At 48.1% G+C, this 22,735-nt stretch carries 15 protein-coding genes; 7 read left to right on the top strand and 8 right to left on the bottom strand.

What is annotated here, in order from left to right:
* The 6 genes from B4U49_RS18900 to B4U49_RS15275 form a co-directional block, all read right to left on the bottom strand.
* Positions 1-4,116 (bottom strand): PQQ-dependent sugar dehydrogenase (locus tag B4U49_RS18900; protein ID WP_143735691.1); only part of this gene is annotated, 4,116 nt, incomplete at its 3' end.
* Between the two features lie 325 nt (positions 4,117-4,441).
* Positions 4,442-6,832: a discoidin domain-containing protein gene (locus B4U49_RS15295; protein WP_078085475.1), complete on the bottom strand. Its 2,391-nt coding sequence runs from the start codon at positions 6,830-6,832 to the stop codon at positions 4,442-4,444.
* Positions 6,833-6,963: 131 nt separating this feature from the next.
* On the bottom strand, positions 6,964-7,794 hold the full coding sequence (locus B4U49_RS15290; RefSeq protein WP_078085474.1) for a CpsD/CapB family tyrosine-protein kinase: 831 nt from the start codon (positions 7,792-7,794) through the stop codon (positions 6,964-6,966).
* Between the two features lie 9 nt (positions 7,795-7,803).
* The gene (locus B4U49_RS15285) at positions 7,804-9,393 is read right to left on the bottom strand and encodes a GumC family protein (protein WP_078085473.1); all 1,590 of its coding nucleotides are present in this window, start codon (positions 9,391-9,393) and stop codon (positions 7,804-7,806) included.
* A 5-nt stretch (positions 9,394-9,398) separates the two neighbouring features.
* A complete protein-coding gene (locus tag B4U49_RS15280; RefSeq protein ID WP_078085472.1) occupies positions 9,399-10,529 on the bottom strand; it encodes a hypothetical protein in 1,131 nt (376 codons plus the stop codon).
* Between the two features lie 32 nt (positions 10,530-10,561).
* Complete coding sequence (locus tag B4U49_RS15275; RefSeq protein ID WP_078085471.1) at positions 10,562-11,140, bottom strand: polysaccharide biosynthesis/export family protein; 579 nt, start codon at positions 11,138-11,140, stop codon at positions 10,562-10,564.
* Between the two features lie 940 nt (positions 11,141-12,080).
* Here B4U49_RS15275 and B4U49_RS15270 point away from each other — a divergent pair.
* The 6 genes from B4U49_RS15270 (at position 12,081) to B4U49_RS15245 (ending at position 20,097) form a co-directional block, all read left to right on the top strand.
* Entirely contained in the window at positions 12,081-12,929 is an 849-nt protein-coding gene (locus tag B4U49_RS15270; RefSeq protein ID WP_078085470.1) for a helix-turn-helix domain-containing protein, read from the top strand.
* The gene (locus B4U49_RS15265) at positions 12,929-14,359 is read left to right on the top strand and encodes an undecaprenyl-phosphate glucose phosphotransferase (RefSeq protein WP_078085469.1); all 1,431 of its coding nucleotides are present in this window, start codon (positions 12,929-12,931) and stop codon (positions 14,357-14,359) included. The genes B4U49_RS15270 and B4U49_RS15265 overlap by 1 nt, the downstream gene beginning before the upstream one ends.
* Before the next feature lie 130 nt (positions 14,360-14,489).
* The gene (locus B4U49_RS15260; RefSeq protein ID WP_143735690.1) at positions 14,490-15,050 is read left to right on the top strand and encodes a hypothetical protein; all 561 of its coding nucleotides are present in this window, start codon (positions 14,490-14,492) and stop codon (positions 15,048-15,050) included.
* Between the two features lie 164 nt (positions 15,051-15,214).
* Positions 15,215-16,810 carry a VPLPA-CTERM-specific exosortase XrtD gene (xrtD, locus tag B4U49_RS15255; protein ID WP_143735689.1) on the top strand — a complete coding sequence of 532 codons (1,596 nt, stop codon included), beginning with the start codon at positions 15,215-15,217 and terminating at the stop codon, positions 16,808-16,810.
* Positions 16,810-19,188 carry a tetratricopeptide repeat protein gene (locus tag B4U49_RS15250; RefSeq protein WP_078085466.1) on the top strand — a complete coding sequence of 793 codons (2,379 nt, stop codon included), beginning with the start codon at positions 16,810-16,812 and terminating at the stop codon, positions 19,186-19,188. Before xrtD ends, B4U49_RS15250 begins: the two co-directional genes overlap by 1 nt.
* A 9-nt stretch (positions 19,189-19,197) precedes the next feature.
* Positions 19,198-20,097: an ExeA family protein gene (locus B4U49_RS15245; protein ID WP_078085465.1), complete on the top strand. Its 900-nt coding sequence runs from the start codon at positions 19,198-19,200 to the stop codon at positions 20,095-20,097.
* 65 nt (positions 20,098-20,162) lie between these two features.
* Here the strand turns inward: B4U49_RS15245 and B4U49_RS15240 are convergent, their stop codons facing one another.
* Together B4U49_RS15240 and B4U49_RS15235 are read right to left on the bottom strand one after the other, a co-directional pair.
* Positions 20,163-21,110 carry a glutathione S-transferase family protein gene (locus B4U49_RS15240; protein ID WP_078085464.1) on the bottom strand — a complete coding sequence of 316 codons (948 nt, stop codon included), beginning with the start codon at positions 21,108-21,110 and terminating at the stop codon, positions 20,163-20,165.
* Positions 21,111-21,180: 70 nt separating this feature from the next.
* Positions 21,181-21,672, bottom strand: a complete 492-nt coding sequence (locus B4U49_RS15235) for a DoxX family protein (protein WP_078085463.1) — start codon at positions 21,670-21,672, stop codon at positions 21,181-21,183.
* Between the two features lie 148 nt (positions 21,673-21,820).
* Here B4U49_RS15235 and B4U49_RS15230 point away from each other — a divergent pair, with 148 nt between their 5' ends.
* Positions 21,821-22,735 (top strand): LysR family transcriptional regulator, encoded by a 915-nt coding sequence (locus B4U49_RS15230; protein ID WP_078085462.1) that lies wholly within the window; start codon positions 21,821-21,823, stop codon positions 22,733-22,735.

Raw genomic sequence — 22,735 nt, 5'->3', positions numbered from 1 at the left:
GTAGATCGCCGCCACCTGCATATCCAGCGTCGGCGTCCCATCAATCTCGGCTCCCAGCACCATGCGGTCGATTAGTGTATCGAACCCGTTCGCACCAGTGGCAATAACGTCTCCGTTCAGGTAGTGCGTCATCGTATTGCCGGACACGGTGGCCGCCTGGATCATCCAGCCAGCGCCGGTTCCCGGTGTTTCGCTTTTGTAATCTGCGCACCAACGCTGAACAAACAGGTTGCCGGTATTGGTAACACCGAGGCCGAATGTATTGCCACAGGCATTATTACCATAAGCAAATCCCCCGTACCCGACACTACGGTAGTTGGCGACCATCACCACGGTCCGGTCCGCAGACCCCGCCGGGAGGTTACTGAAGTCTGCGGAGCGACGCATCTCATCTTCGCTGCCGTCGAAGCTGATTACCGCATGGCCATTCAGCGTGTTTTGCTCCAGTTGTGGATCACCAGATACCTCATTCAGGTCGTTACCCTGACCGGACAGGTCCTGCCAGAGTGTGACTGTGCCCTCGGTAGAGGCAACGCCCTCGTCAGCCTCGAGTCGCAGTACCAGGCCAGACGTGGATACAGCCGGGCCGTTACCCGTTACTGTCACGGAGACCGTCGCCTCATTCGAAGCCAGCCCTGTCAGGTCGTAAACCCGATAGGTGAAACTGTCAGAGCCGATTGCTATCTGGTCGTGGGTGTAAGTCACCACGCCCTGCGTGTCGACGCTCACGCTACCAAGGGAGGGCTGGGTCAGAATTTCGACACTACTGATGTCCAGGTCGTCATTGGCGTCGCTGTCATTCTCCAGGACCATAATTGTGACGGTCTCACCGATGGATAGTGCCACCATGTCGTTCTCGGTTTCTGGAGCATGTGGAACACCATTGTTCTCGACCGTAATTGTCGCCGAATCGGAGGCGTTCGGGGTCACGAGGGACTGGTGATTTGCGTTCACAAGCTGCACTGTGATCGTACGTGAGCCTGCGTCGACGCCTGTGAATGTATATGTGTCGGCTGACGGGGATAGGTCAATGGGTGATTGGCCGTCTATAGAAACCTCAATGTGGTCGAAATCATCACCTACGACTGATACATCAATAGTCACCTGAGTATCATTGATCGTCTGCCCTTGTGACGGAGAAAGTATTTCAATACTGGATTGAGCTTCCGATATAACGAGGTTGACAGTGGCGTTGTTTGAAACAAGGTACTGGTCGTCGCTAACCGTATAGTCAAAACTATCCTGAAAATTCGCCGTACCATCATGGGTATAGCTGATCGTGCCATCAACATAGTTAATGACAGCGCTTCCGAATTGCGGTTGTCTGGTGATATCGATACTACTAGGTAGAAGTGTTGAATCTGAGTCACTGTCGTTGGCCAGGACATCAAGTATCGCGTTTCCACCTTGTACCAAACTCGCGTTGTCATCGGCGGCTATAGGTGATACACCGTCGGGTACCGAAAAATAAGTCTTATTGATATAGCCGTGGGCATTTCCCAGTTCAAAATTTGAAAGAGCCCGGTCATAAATATAGACACCGGCTACTGCCATATCGACATGTGGTGTGCCATCGATTTCTGAACCGATAACGATCTTATTTGCCAGCGTATCAAATTCATATGTACCTGAATCAACCTCGATACCATCAACGAAATGTCGGTAAATGTTACCTTCGAGGACAACAGAATGAGTAAACCAGCCACTGCCCGATGCGCGGGAATCTGAAGGAAAGTCATTACACCAGCCCTGTAGAAGAAGATCACCAGCTGAGTCCACGACTAATCCAAAAGTATGCCCGCAGCCAGTGTCTCCATAAGAAATACCACCCATGCCGACACCAAAGTAATTGACCACGGCGATGATTGTCCTGTTAGAGCTAGCAACAGGAAGGCCTGAAATATCTCCAATACGCATCATTGCGGCGGATGTACCGTCAAATACTACCGCGTCGTGCTCATTCAGTGCATCTTGTTGAAGTATTGGCGTTCCGGTACCCGTGAGGTGATTCCCTTGGCCAGACTGATCCAGCCAATCGGTTACCACGCCGTCTGTGGTTTGAACACCGATATCGCCGGACAGACTGAGCACTAAGCCGTCAGTAGGAAATGATCCACAGCTACCGACCGCCTGAAATACTGCCTCATACGTGGTATCAGTATCGGGTACGGGCAAGTTATAGGTCGAGTTTTGGCCGTTACTCCACGAAACAAATTCATAGGCTACATCGCCGACGCAGTGCGCCATCGGAACTGAAATGACGTGATTGAAGTCAATAACGGAGTCGTAGACAAAAGGTGCAGTATGCTGCACTCCGTCGATAAAGACTGGTAATCCGGCAGGAACAGAGACAAAATTCAAGTCAACTTTGTCTGGATAAATAGACACTTGGCTCGTTGACGATAAGCCATCTTGGTCAGTGACCTTCAGCTTGAGGCGATATCCAGTAGCATCATGGTAGTCATGACCTTTCGTGTTAATTTCGAGTTGACCATTCGCACTATTATAACCGGAGAGAACTGGGTGCGTATGAGCGTTATGAAGAAAGTCTATATTCCATTCAAAGGACTCATCGACGAGTATCCCGTCATTATCGTAGGCTGAACCTGAAAAATTTATTGTATCGCCAGCCCGGAAAAGCATGCCGTCAGCTGGAGAGTCAATTGTGATTTCTGGTTTGAAGCCAACCTGAATACTAGTTGGCGAAGAAATTACGGATCGATCTCCGTCAGAGACCTCCAGATAAACACTATATGACCCATTCTGTTCATACGTATATTGGATTGAAGGGCCAGTTACAGTAGTTCCATTACCCAGGTGCCAGGTATATGTGAGTGGATCGCCCTCAAAATCAGTAGCTACTGCCGAGAATGTGACTGTGAGAGGAGCGGGACCTGAGCCGGGGGAGACGTCGAGACTACTGATTTCGGGGGCTTGATTTCCCGAGCTGTAGGTGATTCTACTAACGGAGCCTAAATAGTAATCCACATAATAAAGTGCACCATCCTCCCCAAGAATAACGTGTACGGGTGCGATCACACCGTCGTCCCGACTAGCGAAACCAAAATCGCCAGTTACATCACCTTGTGAATTAAATGAAAGGTAGCGTATAAAACCCTGTGCATAATCTGCGAAGAAAAATACTTCGTTATACAGGGAAGGGTAGAGATCGCCTCGATAAACTGTACCTGCTGTAACAGCACCGCCGCTTGGGGTTGATCCACTGTGTGAATAACTGAATATAGGGGGGTCGTAAGTCTCGTCTGTACACTCTCCTTCACAGTATGGCCACCCGTAGTTTGCACCAGCTCTCCCAAGGTGAATATCTTCCCGGGCTGTCTCTTGTACGTTCCCACCAACTTCACTGATATATAGACGCTGCTTTATCAGATCCCAGTGTGCCCTGTAAGGATTTCTCAATCCGTATGCCCAGATTTCATCCAGATTACCACCAGGCCCATCTGCGAAAGGGTTATCGGAAGGCGCAGATCCATCTTTGTTAATCCGGATGATCTTGCCGCCAGCTCGCGTCAAATCCTGGGATTGAGGACCATCAAATTCTTCACCAGTTGTGAGATAAAGCTTACCATCTGGACCAAACTGAAGGCCGCCGCCGTAATGACAGCAATCGCGAACGTTTTCATTGTCTTGCCAGATTACCTGTTCGCTCGCTAAATCAGCAGTGTTTCCCTGGTGTGTGAAGCGCGAAATCCGAAAGCGTTTTGAGGGCGCATGAGAATAAAATATGTAAATACTGCCGGAGCTTGCGAAGTCGGGATCTACCGCAATGGAGGTTAAGCCTCGCTCCGACGCAGAATCCACATCGGGAAGCGTTAGATAGACAGAAGCCTGAGCAGGAACACTACTGGGATCGAAAATATAGACCGTGCCAACTTTAGAGAGCAGAAGCATACGCGAATCAGGAAGTTGAGCGAGGTAAACCGGTTGATCAACTCCCGATAGAATAAGCTCTTTCTGGAAGCCCTGGGGTAATGCTGTCGCTATGGCGGGAGACAGTAAGAGTAGGGGGAATAAGATGCCAATAGTTCGCTTAAATAGCTTCACTAGAATAGTACGAGGATCGCCATGAAGGCTTAATTTACGATTAAATAGCATGTGAAAATAGAGGCTCCATACGAGGATTCATAAAGCTATTCAAGCGAAAAAGGTAGTTAGACATTAAGTAAATATGCAATGGATATATTTACTAAAACTTACTAAAAATTTCGCCTATTACATCTTTCGTATAGAGTACACACGTACCACAGGCATTGGCATTGGCCCGATCGGGTAGTGCTTTCGCCAATAGAAAGTTTGATTTTTTCTATTCTTCTAGAAGCACTTATCGATCGTGACTCACCTGTATTTTTAAAGTTATTTTCCTTGGAGAAGGCTGGGCCTCATAGAGTAGGCCCAGCAGAAAATAAATAAAATAATATGCTTACTTTTTTGGTGTGGGTATGGTTTCGCTGCCATCTTTCAAGGCACCAAGCCGATCTAGCGCGCCATAGCCACTCCCGAAGTCGATCGGGGTTCCCGGTACGGGTAGGAAGTGCTGCCAACGGGATCCCTCGCCACCACCTTCAAACAGTACATTTTTGTATACTGGCGAGGACGCGTCGTTTCTCTCATATACAAAGTTATCGCCGATTTGCATGCCATTGCTGAGGTCAGAGGTCTCGTCGCTGACTGCCGAAGATATATTGCCGGAGAGTGAAAGCCCTTTATTACTTTTTCCTGCTTTCTCAACTATCCGAATCGAGCCTCCAGCACCGCCTGACCAGGTTAACAGGGTATTGTTTTTAACAGTAACGTTATTCGTCGCACCGTTTATGTATATGGTGTTTGGAGAGCCGATCTGTAGAAAATTTTGCTCGACGACCATGTCTTCATAGCCTCCGCTACTTGGGTCAGACATGAATATTCCCTGCATCGTGAGTCGTACCCCTGATTTGCCGCCCGTGCACTCAGAGGGCCTGATTGCGTTATTTTCGGGATTGTCATAAAAGTAGTTTCCACGAATCGTAATAGCCCGCGGGTTCTCTCCATTTAAGCCGAACATCTGAAGGCCGTCGGTATGTTGATACTCACACGCATTTCCAGAATGAGGGATATTTTTCGGTGTAGTATCGTAAAATACATTATTTTCTATCAGGCCATTCGGTGAATTTCCTGTAACCCTCATCAAGTCTTCTTGGGCTCGTGTAATGTAATTATTGGTTACCGTGAAGTTTGATACCGAGTTAATGAGTAAAGCATGTAGTCCGCCATCAACGTCAATAGTGTTGTTGTCGATAACCACATTATCAGCATACTTGAAGTAAACCGTAGAGCTGAATTTCGAATTCGTATATTTCAGGTGATGTGCGTCATTTCGCGCATCAATTCCGGCGGATAGAATGCGATCAAAATGCACATACCCTTTGTTAGCCCCGTTTATCTCGATGTCTGAAAAAACAGCACCAAATAAGTTCTCAGAGCGTAAAATAACGTAGTCATCATACTGTTTCGGAATTGAAAGCTGACCATAGTTGCCATCCTTCAACAGAATTACTTGCCCTCCAGTTGCATTTTTTAACGCATTGACGAGTTCCGTGCTGTTAGTGACTGTTATGTCTCCAGTAGCCGGCTCGTCTGCGGGATCGGGCTCCGGGTCTTCGCCAGTCTCGGGTTCTGGGTCCGGATCCGGGATTGGGTCAGGGGTTGGCTCAGTCGGAGGGGGTGTTTCCGCCAGGAATTCACTCTTGTCGACATCCGGAATATCAACTTCTATGATACTCGTCCAGTCACTCTCGGAATTTCCATAACCTACTACCTTTATCGATGTGGCGATGCTGGGCGAAGTACTAAACACTTCAAATCCATCGGCCACACTCGAAGATTCACCAGAGAATACTTGGGTCCAGTTTGTGTCGTCATAGGATGTCAATATGTCAAAATATGTATAGCGTAAATTCCCCCGGAAGAACGCCATTTGAATCTCAGTGAGTTCGATCGGGCCAGAAAGGTCGTATTTGATCCAAACAGACTCGGAGGATTCAGGTTGCGCCGACCATCGAGATTCATCGGCCAAGTCGCCATCTACGGTATATTCGGGAAGATGACCATCATTGTTGGAATCGGTGACAAGAAGCAAATCAACGGGAAGTGAACCGACTTTGGGGGGCGTGCTTCCCCCATCTTCAGGATTTCCATCGCCCGGTTGTACATCGTCTTCTGCGTCGGGAGGCTCGGGATTGTCTTCGGGAGAGGGATTGTAATCAGAAATTTCTATCCCTTCGACTGGAACTCCGGGGATCTCGACCTCTACAAGACTTGTAAAATCATTTTCGGTATTGCCAAGGCCAATAATTCGGACAAATGAGGCCTGAACAGGGTTGAAGGTAAACAACTCAAACTCAGTTGTTTCTCCGGAAGAGCTACCTGAGAACGTCTCCGCCCAGGTAGACCCATCCGTAGAAGTTTCTATAGTGAACTCTGTTTTTCTTAAATCACCTCTATAAAACGCGATTTTTAATGAATCGAGAGTCATTTGTGTTGATAAGTTAAATTGTATCCAGGGGGGGGGACCATCCACCGGTTCCGCCGACCACCGTGACTCTTCTTCAAGAATTTTATCTAGCGTCCACTCGGGCAAGTGGCCATCATTATTAGAGTCGCTTACACCATTAATTACGATTTTATCTGGGGTTTCAGGTGATTCCGGGTTCTCGCTGGAGTCCGGGGGCGGGTTTCTTGGGCCTCGCCCTCCCTTATCCGAGCCACAGCCTGGTTGTACTACGAGTATCATTCCGGTCACAAGAGCCAATATGGCCATGGATAACTTACGCATGAGTGTTCCTTCACTTCAAATCGTTTGCACGGAATAACTAGATTCAATCGGGCGGTTCAGCTCATCCGTGAGTTTTTTACTGAAACTTATACCGGGCTTTTCGCCTTCTTGTAGTTCGGGTACCGCTGTAATCAATATCCGTAGGGCGCATATTCCTTTTCATCTGCAACCTTATTCAATACCGTACCGACGAGGTTTGTCTCTGGTGTTTGCTGCAGGAAATCATCAAGTTCCTGCTCGGTGTAACCGCCATCTGGAAGTACAAGTAGTGCGCAGTCTATCTTGGGAAGTATAGATATTGCATCGTCGGAAAAAAGCACGGGTGGAAGATCGAAAATAACGACTCCGTCACCTATATTTGACCTTGTAGAGCTGACCACATCCTGGATTTTCCTTGATGCCAATTGTTCCGTCGAATTCTCTATTCGACGCGATGCACCAGTGACTGATAGTCTGGGAAGTTGTGGTTTTAAAAGTGTCTCTTCAAAAGAGCACTTATCCTCAAGAAAATCATTAAGTGAGTTATCTGCGCCTACGCCCAGGTACCTCAACACGCTAGGGCAGCGTAAATCGAGATCCACGAGAAGTGCCCTTCGGGTGGGTAATTGGGCGATGCTCATTGCTAGATTAATCGCGACAACGGATTTCCCTGCACCAGGTGCTGGAGAAACAATGGCAAGTGTTCGCCAGCCCTTGAGAGACATCCTGTTTAGCACGTGTGTCCGTAAGCGGTCGAATACTCCACATAATTCATTGCTTTTACTATGCGCAAATATGCAGTTTTTTTCCAAATGAGCTGGATCCAATAGTATCGGCTCGAGCTCCTTGTCGTTTAGGGCAAGACGTTCTGTGCCACGGAGTGGCTGCAGCTCTGACACTATGACTCGGTCGGCACCAGTAGTTTCAGACTGGAGCGTCTTGAGTGCTCTGGTTTTATCTAGCGCTTCCTTGATTCTTTCCATACTCTTGGTCTACCCGATTTTGGCCAGCAACTTGAACATGAAGATGTCTAGCGGCATAAATAGAAAGTGAATGCCAACTAATACCGTAACTGTGGTAAGGGCGCCTCCGGCTAAAAGTCCCCGCTTTACCATTTTCGCATGTGCCAACTCTTTACTGGTTGCAATATATGGAATGATTACTAGAGGTTTTTCCCCTAGTAACTGAGTTAGAGGCCTAGATCCAAAAAGTCTGCCATTTTTAAATTCTAACAGGACAGCCAATGCAATAGCCGCGGCCATTGCAAATACGAATCCGGCTGCCGCAATTTTTTTTCTATTGGGCTTAATTGGCTTTTCTGGCTGAACAGGTGGCTCCAAAACTGAGAATCGCTCTGCTTTCTTTGCCTCTTCCAGACTCTCTGCTATTTTCGCCTCTATCTCCTTAGACTGAATTTCCTTGTATTTCTTCAGCGTATTGTCGTAATTTCGATTCAATGAGGTAAGAGCTCGCTGAACCTGTGGCGTCTGGATAATTATGTTCTCCAGGCGGTCGCGCTCGTTTACCAACTGTTCAAGTTCGCGCTGAAGCGATTCTTCCTTCTCGATGGCTGATGCAATTTTCGCTCCAACTCGAGCAGAGTCCAAATCCACGGAGGATATGATCAGATTGTCGGGCGATTGTTCGGTGATGGCCCTATCAGTCATCATCCGGATTTTGTCGATTTGGTGCTGTTGGCGGACAACATCCGGATGTTGCGGTGAATAACGCGCCTTAAGACGCGCCAGGTTATCCTGAGCAGCAGTAAGTGCCTGCTCGCGTGTGACCGGTGCAGCGGATTGAGTATTCTGGCTCGCGCCTCTCTGGATAGCTGTTTTCTCTAACTGCAAGAATCTCAGTTCGTCGCCAGCTGCTTTAATATCCCTATGTTGTGAGAGAATTGAAGCTTCAGCCCGTTCTAGCATTTTGATATGCAGATCCAGGTGTTCCGGAAGCGAATCGCTGTACTCCTGCTTATAAGTTGCTATTTTTTCTTCAATTGATTCGAGTTCAGACTTCAGTTTCCCAGCTTCCTGAGTCAAAAACTGGGTGGTCTCGGAAGCTCGCCGAGTACGAGCTTTTACATTTTCCTCTAAAAAAAGAGTAACAAGTTCGTTAGCAACCGAATGCGAAAGTTTGGGTGAATTACTTTCGAAACCCACCTTAAACGCGAGCGTCGTGCGGCCCCTGCTGGAGCCCGCATCACCGGTTACTTTGGTGATGGTTATTTTTTCACGTATAAGGTCAATCTGTTCCGAAACAGACATACTATTACGTATATCCGAAAATAGATCATATTTCTCTATTATTCTAAGGAGGTGATCACGGGTCATTACAAGTTGCTGTATGACCTGGATCCGCTCGTCAGCGTAGCTCGTTACCGTCGATCTAATAAGGTCGTCGGGTATTTTCTGTGATTCGATCAGAATAGTTCCTTCTGAGCGAAAGGTCGGCGGTATGTTAAGAGATATGATAATTGTCAGAGAAAACAAGAATAAAAACGGACCGGCCATAATAGGCCATCTGCGTTTAAGAATGCCAAAATAGTCGGTCAGTGAAAGCTCATAGCGATTCCCCATCATAGTGATCAATCCACCAGGCTGTAGTTCAAAGAAATTGAAATGATGTTGGAATATGCTGCTTCGTCACGTTCCAACCGTTTATGCTGCAAGCCCAGTGTTGCCCGCCAACTATTATTAAGTCTTCTCTCTGAGCGTAATTCAATTAACGATGCTTGATAGTGATCAATCGAGTCGGCTTCGCGCCACTGAGCAGATAACCCAATATTTGCTTTCTGCGAAAACGTGTATGAATAATCTAACGTTGCATTATCAGCAGTGATGAACCGTCCTAGACCAGTGGGTATAGTTTCTCTTGAAAGCACAGTGGTCAAATTTGATCTTTCTCCGCTAAAGGCTATTTTGAAAACTCCGTTAAAAAAGTTTTCTTTTTCAGGACCCAGAGGTTCATCCATGTAGACGGTCTGAACTCCAAAATCAGATTCTATATTTTCTGAAATACGGAAATTAATGCTTGTCATCATTCCAGAAAGCCTGGAAGATTCTCCCAGTTCATCGCCAGGTGAGTAGGTTTGGGTTTTCAAGATTGCCTTTGCAGATATCTCTTCACTAAAGCGGTGTTCGAAATATACATCGAGATCGGTGGTCTTGTAATCGGTAAGCTCGGAAACCTTGTAGTCTGCCTTGGATAAGCTCCCAGAGAGTCCGGCCGTACTGAACTCTGAAAGCTTGTAGGTCCAAATTAAATCGGTCTTTGTATCTTTTCTGGTTCCGTCCGTATCTATTTTTCCTGTTTCGAATATCTCAACGGTACTAGTGGAAACTTCCTTGTAAGAGGCGGCTGTTTGAAGTTGGCTGCGCGACCCCTGCCTTGTATAAGTAATCGCCAGGCTCGGGTCATTTCGGTCTGTCACTAAGTCCTCATTGGATGATCGCTCCAGTTTTAATGCCGAACTCAATTCGAGTTCACTGCTTGGCGTCCCCCACTGAAACCACATGCTAGGCTGCAAAGCACTGCTGTAGACCGAGTCTTTTGCGTCAACTTGAAGATATGGATTTGACGTGTACCTTTCGGAGATCGAGATATCGTAGCCAGACTGGTACACACCTGCTCTAGCTTCGAAAACCAAAGAAAGGGTGCCCACTAGAAGAATGCTTGATGGCTGTAATATGGGTGACAGTAAGCTGTCATTATTCATTGCGAGTCAAATTCTCATGACGCGTATTTTCATCAGGGAACCAATATCGTGTCGCCTGCATGGAGAGAATGGTTACTGGAAAGATTCTTTCCCGATAAAATGTCGCTATAAAATACTTCCAATTGTTCCTGTCCATCACCGGTATCGCGAAGAATACGAATTTCATTTTCATCGGCGAAAGTATCCAGGCCTCCGGCGAGGCTAAGTGCCTGGATCACACTAAGCGGGCTACTCATGATATATGTCCCGGGACTTTTTACCTTTCCCAAAACAAAGATTCGGTTTCCTGCAGTTTCTTCGACAACGATTGAAACCGTCGGTGATGGGATAAACTGTTTTAAATTATCAGCCAGAACGGCTTCCGCTTCTGATATAGAAAGTCCTTTTACTATCAAGCTGCCAGAAAGCGGGAAACTGACGCTGCCATCTGGCAACACAAGCGCATTTCGGTCCAGCTTTTCCTCCCCCCAAACGGAAATATGTAAACTATCTCCCGGTTTCAGAAGGTATAGCGGCGCAGCGTTAATAGATATGCTTAAAAACACAAGAAAAAATGAAAATAAACTAGCCTTTCGGGTGTGGCTAAAATGAAGCTGGAATCTGTTGATCATGATTTAGATGCTGTAGTACGGGTGCATGAGTAACGCTAGAGATCCGTTATTGAACTCTCTCTTTTCCCTTTTCCGTTCCCTTTTCGCCACATCCGTAGTCTCCGGTGACATTAACTAGTATTCTTTATTACCGCACCGATCGAGCTTTTCCAATAGGTGTGCACCCAAGTAGGGAGTAGGGATTGATTTGACGCCAGAGTGAAATCCATATTCTCTGAATTCTATTGAGCGCCGAGAGTACGTACACGGTTAAGTGCTTACAATGGCCCGCTTGGGCCACATTCTATGGTCCATCTACTTTCTATCCATGTATTTGACATTCCCGTACTCGAATAAAGCGCTCCAGATTATTAGCTTCAACTACTAATTTTGATTCTAATTTAACCAGTGTTGATTCTCGCGCCTAGATAAATGGTTAATTGTAAGTCGGATAGATTTGGATTTTCAAAATTTGGCTCGATTTATGCCTTAAGTAACAGGTAGATATTGTTTTTATTTAGAGTATTAAAAGAGCGAACTGGCGCTTAAATTATTGCGAATGAAGAATGAGAACAATATCTTTTAGCGGACTATGTCGACGCCCGGTTCGATTGCGTTGATTTTCACGACTTGTGAGTTAGGCGTTGAGGCCAGTTTAATCACACAAATAAAAAGTAGTTAATGCTTTTGGTGCATGCCTTGTCGCATTTTGGTGCGCCTTGATTGTGCAGCTGTTCATTTTTTTTGCTTGAGTTTGAGTTCAACCTAAAAGTGTGACACGCCGCTCAAATGGTGCTAATTTAAGTCGCGTTGAGCCACCTCAGTCATTATTCAACACAAAGGCGTAGAATTTTACGCCGCATTGAGTTGGCATTAAATTCAGCGTCAAACTTTACTTTGGGGTTCAGGGAATAGCGCTGGCAGCGACCCGCTGTCACGTTAAAGAACGCAGGTGGGGAAAATGGATACTTTGGTCAAGGAGCAGGGACAGGCTCCTGTCATTAAGCGTTTTGATTGTTTGGGCGGGGCTGCTGATCAAGCTGGTAATCTTACAAGTAGCGAACGAATTTTTAACGCTCTTCGCTCCTCTTGTTCCGTCTTAAGTCGGCGTGACTTTCATCGTTGGCTACGCACAGACGTAAACCCACTGTTGCCACACGAGAGCTTTTTTGCTGCCTGGGGGGATTTCGGGAGGGGGGATCTCACTTACGATGTTATTTCTTCTGCGCAGCGATTTGATGCCAAAAAGATATTCGATTTAAAGGGTATTGAAAACGCTATGGGGCGTCTTTTCAATATAGTGACTCGTGCGGGGGGCGCTTGGCTGTTATTTAAGGACTTTCATCGTTTAGCCGAAGAGTGCGGGATAGATACAGATTCTAAGATTTTTAAGGTGGTAATGGCGCGTACGCGTATGCTACTGGTCTATGCCCTTAGAGATGAGCGGAGCCAAAAGGATTGTCTATATGTGTTTTTTATAGATAAGCAGCCTTCTGAGTTCGATCAACTGCTGCTTGATGTCCTGATGCCACACGTTGATCTCGCCTTGCGCAGAATAAAGTCATTGTCAGTTGAGATCAGAGTAAAATCTAATACATCTGTGCCTAATATCGATCTCTTGAGCGCACGTGAGCGTGAAGTATTAAACTGGGTAAGTAAAGGAAAGTCTAACGAAGAAATTGGTCTAATCCTGGGGATTAGCCTAAACACCGTTAAAAACCATCTTAAGCGAATCTTCAGCAAGATGGGGGTAACTGCACGATCTCAGGCAGTTGGGGTCTATGTTCAGTGTGGCGCTGGTGCGATCTGATGTCCAGCTTCGAATCATCGCTTCCCCGCAGATCGGTGCTGCGTCGCCGGAATAATATTTCCAGTGCTATTCAGTCTTTTTTGGATGGCGTAGTGATTATTGCCAGTGCCTGGTTTCTTGGGCGTTTCCACGGTGGAACACTCACCAGTGAATACTTGGCAATGATGCTGTTGTTGCTGGGGAGCTTGGCTATTTCATTCGATCACTTGGGAATATATCGGAGTAATCGAAGTTTCACCGTTAGGGCATTCAACCTTTTTAAGGCATGGAGCCTGAGCTTCCTGCTACTTATTTTTATTGGTTTTGCATTCAAGCAGAGCGAGCTGTTCTCACGTCCATTAATTGCACAACTATATTTATCGGGACTTTCTCTTACTACTTTCCTCCATTACATATTTTACCGTTTGCGAAAATCGGGTTTCGTTGATTCGGAAGCCCTGGATAATGTCATTGTGGTAGGCCAGGGCGAGCTAGCTGGTTATCTTTCGATGAAAATTCGCGGGAACCCATGGCTTGGGCAGAAGGTAATAGGCTCTGTTTCGCTCGGACCGGAGGCAAGGAGTAGCGAAAAACTTGCTTTTGATGGTGAGGAGATCCCACTGTTAGGCTCGGTTTCTCAAATAGTGGAAATATTGACCAATCATGATGTGCGAGTAGCCTATATTGTTACTCCACTGGAGAACTCGCAGGTTCTGAATGATCTATATTTCACACTTTTGGATCACAATATTTCCATCCATTGGGTTCCTGATATTTTTTCCCTGCGTTTGGTTAATCATGGGGTTGACGAAGTTGCGGGGATCCCGGTTCTCACGCTGTCTGAGACTCCTCTAACCGGTACCAGGTTACTTTGGAAATCGATTGAAGACTTGGTGATATCATCCGTTATTCTTGTTTTGGTCAGTCCCTTGCTTTTGATTATTAGTATGGCGATAAAGCTGGACAGTCCGGGGCCAGTGATTTTTCGTCAAATGCGTGCAGGTTGGAATGGTCGAAATTTCAGTATTTGTAAGTTTCGTAGTATGTATGTTAGCGAGCAGAAAAATGATACTGTCATACAGGCTAGTCGAGATGATCCTAGAGTCACTAGGGTTGGAGCTTTTCTCCGAAGAACGAGTTTAGATGAACTCCCTCAATTAATTAACGTGCTCCGCGGCGAAATGTCACTTGTTGGTCCGAGACCGCATGCCATTCAGCATGATGCAGAATACTCGATGCGCATTGCGCAGTACTTTGCGCGCTATCATATCAAGCCAGGGATCACAGGCTTAGCTCAAGTTCGGGGATTGCGTGGAGAGACTGGTCAAATTGATCAGATGATACAGAGAATCGAGTCTGATATTGAATACATTAATAATTGGTCTGTTTGGCTAGACTTTACGATTTTATTACGCACGTTACTCGCGTTTAGTGGTAAGCAGGCCTACTGACGGGTGATTCAACCATTTAGTCTTTCTTCGCAATTTGTACCTAGATATATGGCCCTTGTGGGCCATTGTTACTCGTCTATTCGCCGCGTATTGTTCTAATTTCGGAGCCACGACTCAAAGGTCGAATATTATGCCCATTCCTTATCATAATCGTAAATATTTCTTCTCTTGGTTCCATGCTTGGAGGCTTCTTCTAGTTGGACCTCTAATATGGCTTTGCTTGCAAAGTATGCACGTGAATGCGGCGTCACTCGATACGACCGTGACAGTTTCTCCTGGTAGCGATGCATGGATATGGTCGTTGGAGAGCTCTCATTTGAGCCCGGGAGACTACGTCGGTATTCATGTTAATGATGGTGCCGATGTATCCGCTGCAGTTTTTAATATTTTCGGTTTTGATTTTATCGAATTTAAGCAGGTCGATATCGAGTACAGTCTCGCTAGTATCGATTCACTGTCCGAGTTTAATGATCCGACAGAACTAACCTGGTTTGCGTCCTCCGTAAATAGCCTCACAGCTACTTTGCTGAGCGGCATGGATTACGTTCTTGGAATTCAGTGCGTAGGGGAATGTTTTGCCAAGATAAAAACGCACATAGAAGTAAGTGCAGTACCGCTTCCTGCTGCTTTTTGGTTGTTCGCTTCTGCATTGCTAGGGTTTGTATTTCTTTCCAATCGAAAATCTGTCTAATTTTCGGGTAAATTCCGATGTCACATTCTTGATACTGCGCCGAACGGCCTTTTGGTGATTCGGCTTTTTCGAAGATCAATCAATTTTTCATCTTAGATGGCGTCGTCAGATGTGCGCAGCGGTAAGTCGTTGACGCAGTATGCTGATGCACTGCGAGTGTTGCTGTGTCGAAATGGGTGAGCCGGGAAAATTTTGCGCGCGTTGATTTTCAATGGATGCTCGTAGTTTTAGCTGCAATTTTTGCTCTGGCAGCTTTTGGGGGAGGGCTGGCAGATCTATTTAAGATATGGGCTGACCGCGAAGAGTATAGCCATGGTATTTTTATTCCTATTCTTAGTGTGGCTCTGCTCTGGCGACGGCGGTACGTTATTATTAATAGCGTCGGGAACTCGTCAATAATCGGTTTTTTTATTGTGACGGCATCGCTATTAATGCTTGTTATTGGCGAGCTTGGATCAGTAGAAATTTTAGTTCAGATCGGGTTTATATTTTTCCTTTCCGGGCTGGTTATGCTGGTCGGGGGAGCTTCTCTACTACGGTGCTGTGCCGCGCCAGTTCTGTTTTTATTATTTGCCATCCCATTGCCGAATTTTATTGATTCCCAACTGTCTTGGGGACTTCAATTACTTTCCTCGCGACTTGGCGTCGATATGTTGCGAATGGCCGGTGTTTCGGTGCACCTGCAGGGTAACCTGATTGATCTCGGTTACTACAAGTTGCAGGTTGTTGAAGCCTGTAGCGGCTTACGATACCTGTATCCTTTGCTGAGTCTGGGAGCGATAGCTGCGTATTTATATTTAGCTCCGTTATGGAAGAAACTGCTTATTCTTATTTCGGTTATCCCTATCGTTGTATTGATGAATAGCTTTCGTATTGCAGTTATAGGCCTCTTGGTCAGTATCTGGGGTAGTAATATGGCTGATGGTTTTTTGCATTTCTTTGAAGGTTGGATCGTATTCATGGTTTGCGTCCTGCTTCTTCTGTTAGAAGTTTGGCTGTTGGACCGGTGGGGTAAAGCACGTTCTCTGAGGGAGCTTCTTGCAGTGCCTGAGTTTACCGCGATCCAGGAAGAGAGGTCTGCCGTTTCAATTAACAGGAAGTTGTTGTCCGTCACGGTTATGCTGGCAATCTGCATTGTGCTCGTATTCCGCTTTGAAGAGCGCAGGATGTTAATTCCGGAGCGAGCGACTTTTTCAGAGTTCCCGATGGATCTAGGTGACTGGTCAGGTAGCGCGTACTCTTTGGAACAAGGTATAGAAAACCTCCTCGCTGCTGATGATTACTTAATCGCCGATTTTTCAGCAACGGCCGGCGATTACGTTAACCTTTATATGGCGTATTACGTCTCACAAAATGAGGGTCGTTCTGTACATTCCCCCAGGTTGTGTATTCCGGGTGGTGGGTGGAAGATCACAGATTTCAAGACTGTCAGCTATGCGCTGGCCGACGGTAGTGACTTTCCTATAAACCGTGCTGAGATTGAACTCAACTCTGAAAAACAATTGGTTTACTACTGGTTTGAACAGCGCGGTCGGCGCGTCGCCAATGAGTATTTAATGAAATGGTACCTTCTCGTTGACTCAATCAAACTAAATAGAACCGATGGAGCATTAGTTCGAGTTACTACCGTGGTCGGACATGATGAGGATGTCGCTGACGCGGATGCTCGTATTGCCACCTTTATCTCTGATGCGATTTCCCACGTCCAAAATTATGTGCCAAAACAGGGCGGTCAGTGGATTAATGAGGATACTATCTGATGAGAATATTCTGGCGGTTGTTGATAATAGCCAATATATCGTTTTTATCTGCATGTGATTCTCCTGAAGAGCAGGCACGTCAGTACCTGGTTAAGGGGGAAGCCCTTCTGCTGGCTGGTGAACCAGTTAAAGCTGAGCTTGAGTTTAAGAATGCGTTGCAGATTGACGACAAGCTTTCCCCTGCCTGGTATGGATTGGCACAGGTTGCCAAAATGGATTCCGACTGGTCGGATACTTTTTCATTACTTGATAGAGTAGTTGAAATAGATCCCCAAAATTTGGATGCTCACATCGAGAAAGTTCGTCTATTACTCGGTGCGGGACAGCTTGAGCGAGCTCTTGAGGTAAGTACTGCGAGCCTGCAATTAGCACCAGATGACGCCCGAGTGCTCGCTTTACGAGCGGCTATTATATATACACTTAAAGACATAGAAGGTTCGGTTGACCTGGCACGTCGAGCATTGCAGGCTGACCCTGAAAACGCGGACGCTCTTGTCGTTCTTGCGACAGAGCGCCTACAGAGCGGGGATGTAGCGCAGGCGCTTGAGTATCTTGATCGCGGGATTTCGCACCACGAAAAAAATGTTGCACTACAGCTGATAAAGATCGAAGCGCTTAATCGTATTGACCGAGTAGAATCGTCAGAGGCTGTGCTTAAAAATTTAATTGAGATTTACCCAGAAACTGACGCTTTTCATTATTTGCTGGCACGCTTTTACCTCGAGCAATTGAAGGAAGGTATGGCGGAGCGTATATACCGTGATCTTGTAGTTGCGAGGCCAGAGGATAGTCGGCCTCGAATGGAGCTAGTTCGTTTCATTAATCGGACACGTGGTGCGTCTGCAGCCATTGAGGAGCTAGCAAAATTAATCGAGTTGGCCCCTTCATCCACTGATCTGCGCTTTATGATGGTGCAATTACAACACCGTACCGGAGATAACGAAGGTGCTGTGCAGAACTTGGAGGCTATTGGAGAAACAGCGACTTCTTTGGAGCAGAGACACAAGGCTCAAGGTTTGCTCGCTGTGTATTATTTGGCTAATCGTCAGTACGACCAAGCCATGTTGTTACTCGATTCTGTACTCACGGACGATCCGCGAAATGAGCAAGCTTTATTGATCAAGTCCTATCGATTAATCGATGAGGGAAATTTCAGTGAAGCGATTTCAAGCCTGCGAAGAGTGCTCAGTGATGACCCGGACTCAGCTCGAGCGCTTTTCCTGCTGGGTAAAGCTCACGAGTTGGGGGGGATGAAAGACCTTGCGGAAGACCGGTATTTTCGCGCTTTTGAGGCTAGCGCACAGGCCCCTCAGTTTGGGCTGCCTTTAGCCAAATTTCTGGTTAAGTTACAGCGCCCGCAGCGAGCGGAGCAAGTGCTCGAGAAAGTCATAACATCACATCCCGGACATGCAGATTCACTCACTTATTTGGCCAATTTACGCATTGCGACAGAGGATTGGGATGGTGCGCAGGCGGCTGTGAATCTTGTGCGGGAGCATGTTGGAGAAGCCGCTGCTGACGAGGTGCAGGGCGCTTTGTACGCAGCGCAGAAAGATTATACCGGCAGTATTGCAGCTTTCAAACGTGCCTATCAGGCTTCCCCATCGTCGGAACGCATACTACAGTCTTTGGTCGGCGCATACCTAAGCAGCGGAAGGTCAAAGGATGCCCATCAATTCCTCGACTCGAAACTTCAGGCCAGTAAGGAAGAAGTCTCTACCCAATTACTAAAGGGGCAAGTTTACCTTTCTGAGGGAGAGGTTGAGAGTGCAATTCACGTGTTTTCCCGGGTTTTGGAGAGCCATCCCCTAAATACTGCGGCTTATCTGTACATTTCACAGGCCAAGCAACGTACGGGCGATTTGGAGGAAGCGTTGGCAACGCTGAACCGCGGCCTCGCGCTTGTCCCTGGCGATTTTAACCTGAATCTGGCTAAAGCTGTATTACTAGAGCGCCGACGCGTCTATGATGAGGCTATTGCCAGCTACGAAAGTCTTCTAGACGCCCGACCTAATGCGGATATCGTGGTGAATAACCTCGCTAGTCTTTTGTCTGAATACAGAGACGACAGAGAGAGCCTTCAGCGTGCACATGAGCTCGCGCGTCGTTTCCAAAATTCAGATATTCCACATTTCAAAGACACGCTAGGTTGGACCTACTATCGACTTGGTAAAGTCGAGGATGCCCGTAGCTTTCTGGAGGGGGCTGTGCGCCAAACCCCAACAATGCCGGTTTTCCGCTATCACCTCGGCATGACCTACTTGGCGCTTCAAGAGAATGAACTCGCCCGGCGAGAACTTCAGTTGGCCCTTGACCTTGGTCCGGAGGATAGTTTTCCTTTCCGTGATGAAGTTAAAGCGGCTATGAGACGGCTTTAGGTTAGCGAGATGTACGAATCGTATTATGGCCTGACAGAAAAGCCCTTTTCGATCCAGCCGGACCCGGCGTTCCTCTATTTTAGTCGTAGGCATAGGCTTGCATATACCATGCTCGAATATGCTATAGAAAATCGAGCGGGCTTTACGGTTATTTCGGGCGAGGTCGGGGTCGGGAAAACTACCCTCATTCGCCGTTTGCTTGAGAGTTTGCCTGAGTCAGCCACTGTTGGCTTGGTTAATAACACGCACTGGGCACAGACTAATCTACTCGCTTGGGTGATGCAGGCATTTGGGCAGCCCTTCGATGCGATATCTCCACAAGGCCTCTTTGACAGGTTTCAGCGCTTTCTTTTGGCGCAATACCGGGAGGGGAGACGGGTTGTTCTGATTGTGGATGAAGGTCAAAACCTTAGCCCAGAAGCACTGGAGGAACTGCGATTATTGTCGAATATCAATGCAGATAAACACCTACTCTTGCAGGTGATCCTTACAGGACAGCCTGCACTAGCTTACCTTCTCTCACGACCGGAATCACAACAGTTCGCTCAGCGTATTTCCGTGGATTTTCGGCTGCGACCTCTGCTTGAAACCGAGATCCAAAGCTACATCGAGTTTCGCTTGTCGGTCGCGGGAAGAAAAAAGCCACTATTTACTCGGGAAGCGTGCAAAGCGGTCGGCCGCTTCAGTGAAGGTGTTCCGCGTAGAATCAATATCCTGTGCGACACGGCGTTGATTTACGGGATGTCCTATGATCGTCGAATTATTGATGAGCCAATTATTCAGGAAGTAATTGGCGATAAACTCGAATTTGGTATTTTTTCCCCAATGGTATCTCGGGATGACCTTGCAAAGGCCATCGATGAGTTAGCTGCGGGAAGACATGTTCCGTCGCGCACTCAGAAGCCCTAACGAGACTCTACCAGGCTTGCCTTTAACAATCACAATAGTGAATCCTTCCATCGGGTAAATTCGCGTCAAATACTATGCGGCCCCTCCGGAACAATTCCTGTGGGATTGAGTGCCTTGATTGAATAGTAGCCGGCCTTGATATGATCCAGCTTCACCGTCTCTTTTACTCCCTCTAATCCGAGTACCCGGTGCATAAAGCGGTGCAGGTTGGGCATTTCCCTGAGCGCATTGCGGTTGCACTTGAACAGGCCAAAATATGCCGCATCAAATCGCACCAGGGTAACGAAGAGGCGGATGTCCGATTCGGTCAGTGCATCCCCGAAGAGAAAGCTTCGTCCATCGGCGAGGCGCGATTCCATTTCATCCAGCGCTGCAAATACACGAGCATAGGCTTCTTCATAGGCAAACTGTGTGGTGGCAAAGCCGGTCTGGTAAACGCCGTTGTTCAGGTTTTCGTAAAGGTATCTGTTTAACGCGTCGATATCCTCTGCCAGCGTCGCGGGGTACAGGTCGGGGCCGCCGTTGCCCAGATGAGTGAAAGCGCTATTGAGCATACGCACGATATCCGCGGATTCGTTATTGACGATGGTTCCTGTCTGTTTGTCCCACAGCACCGGCACTGTGGCACGCCCGGTAAAGTTGGGATCGGCGCGGGTGTAGAGCTCATGCATATAGCGTGCGCCATTCAATGTGTCTTCGTCGCTGCCGCTAAAGCCACCGAACGCCCAACCCTGATCGGTAAGGACCGGATTGACCACCGACACACTGATTACCTCTGTCAGGCCCTTCAATTGACGTGCCATCAGGGCGCGGCTCGCCCAGGGGCAGATATATGCAACGTACAGGTGGTAGCGGCCGGCCTCTGCCTTGAATCCTGCTCGGCCCGTGACACCGGCGGAACCATCCACGGTCACCCAGTTGCGAAAGGATGATGTCTGCCGAATAAAGCGGCCATCGTCGTCTTCCTGTTGCACCGGTTGCCAATTTTCCTGCCAAACGCCATTTACTAACATGCTGTCACCACTTCTCGATATGCGTGCGCCCCCGGCTGGGGGCGCAAGAGGGGATTGTCAAAGTTGGCTATCAGACTGTGTGGCCTGTGGATTGCGCCACTTGCAGATCGTGATCGTCGGCCAGGAGATTGCTCAGGCCGTTATCCACCGCGAAGGCGCCGCCACCCTGGATGGCCAGGGCCAAGGTCGCCCCGAACAGGGCCAGAGCATATTCGTAGCCGTTGTTGGTCAGGAAGAAACCGTTGCTGATATGGGCGCTGAAGATCGCCACCAGCATGGTGACGGCACTTACCGCAGCGGCAGGGCGGGTCAGCAGGCCGAGTATCAGGGCGAGGCCACCAAAGAATTCTGCGCTGCCGGCCAGCAGGGCCATCAGGTACCCCGGCTCCAGGCCAATGCTTGCCATCCACTGGCCGGTGCCTTCCAGTCCGTAGCCGCCGAACCAGCCAAACAGTTTCTGGGCGCCGTGGGCGGCGAGGATGATGCCCACCGGTACACGCAGGGCGAGTGCGCCCAGTCCGGCGTTAGAGTTCAAAACTTTGTTGATCACTTGCGTAGTCATAACCGTTCTCCGAGTTGTTGGGGTTGGGCTTGGTGTACAAACCTCACCAGCTTGGAAATCAGTTTAATGGCAACGTAGCGGGGTATAAACGTACAGTTTGTTGGTCTACTATCAACGTATTGTTGGCAATATGGTTGGTTATGCTGCTATGGACCGGATTACCGCGCTGAACGCCTTTGTGGCGGTCGCTGACGAAGGGGGCTTCAAGAAGGCCGCGGACAAGCTGGAGCTGTCGAACCAGCTGGTCAGCAAGTACGTGTCGCAGCTGGAAGAGCACCTCAAGGTGCGTCTGTTCAACCGCACCACGCGGCGCGTGCATCTGACGCAGGAGGGCGAACAGTGCTACCAGTTTGCCGTGCAGATTCTGGAAAGCCTCACGGATATGGAGCGCCAGCTGGGGCAGATGCAAAGCGAAGCCCAGGGGCTCCTGCGTATCAGCGCCCCGGTCACCTTTGCCACACGCCACCTGGCACCACTGATCGGGGACTTTAAACAGGAGCACCCGTCGGTGGGCATCGAACTGCAGCTCAATGACCGCAAGGTGGATGTGGTGGAGGAGGGGTTTGATGTGGCCTTGCGTATCGGCAAGCTTAAAAGCTCTTCGCTGATTGCCCGGAGACTGGCGCCGATACGCCTGGTAGTGTGCGCATCCCCTGAATACCTGGGCCGGGAGGGCGTGCCCGAGACACCGGAAAATTTAAATCCGGAACACTATCTGCGCTACAGCTATATGGAATCGAGCCCGGGAGATTCCCGCCTGATGACCGCGTTGAAAAGAAGCCAGCCGGTTGGTGCGGCAGGGATCGCGTGTAACAACGGAGAAATCCTGATGCAGGCCGCGATTGCCGGGCAGGGGTATGTATTGCAGCCCACCTTTATCGCCGGCGAAGCCATCAAGGCGGGCAAGCTGGAAATCATTCTGCAGAAGTTTGAACCCGAGCCGCTGGCACTGTATGCGGTATATCCCCACAGAAAACTGCTGGCCACCAAACTTCGAGTGTTTATCGATTTTATCAGCAGCTACTTTGGTGACCCGCCGTATTGGGATGGGTTTGATGGCTAG

It is taken from the genome of Microbulbifer mangrovi (assembly GCF_002009015.1).
Taxonomy (GTDB): domain Bacteria; phylum Pseudomonadota; class Gammaproteobacteria; order Pseudomonadales; family Cellvibrionaceae; genus Microbulbifer; species Microbulbifer mangrovi.
The sequence above is the reverse complement of the archived record's forward strand: the minus strand, read 5'-3'. Positions and strand labels throughout refer to the sequence as shown.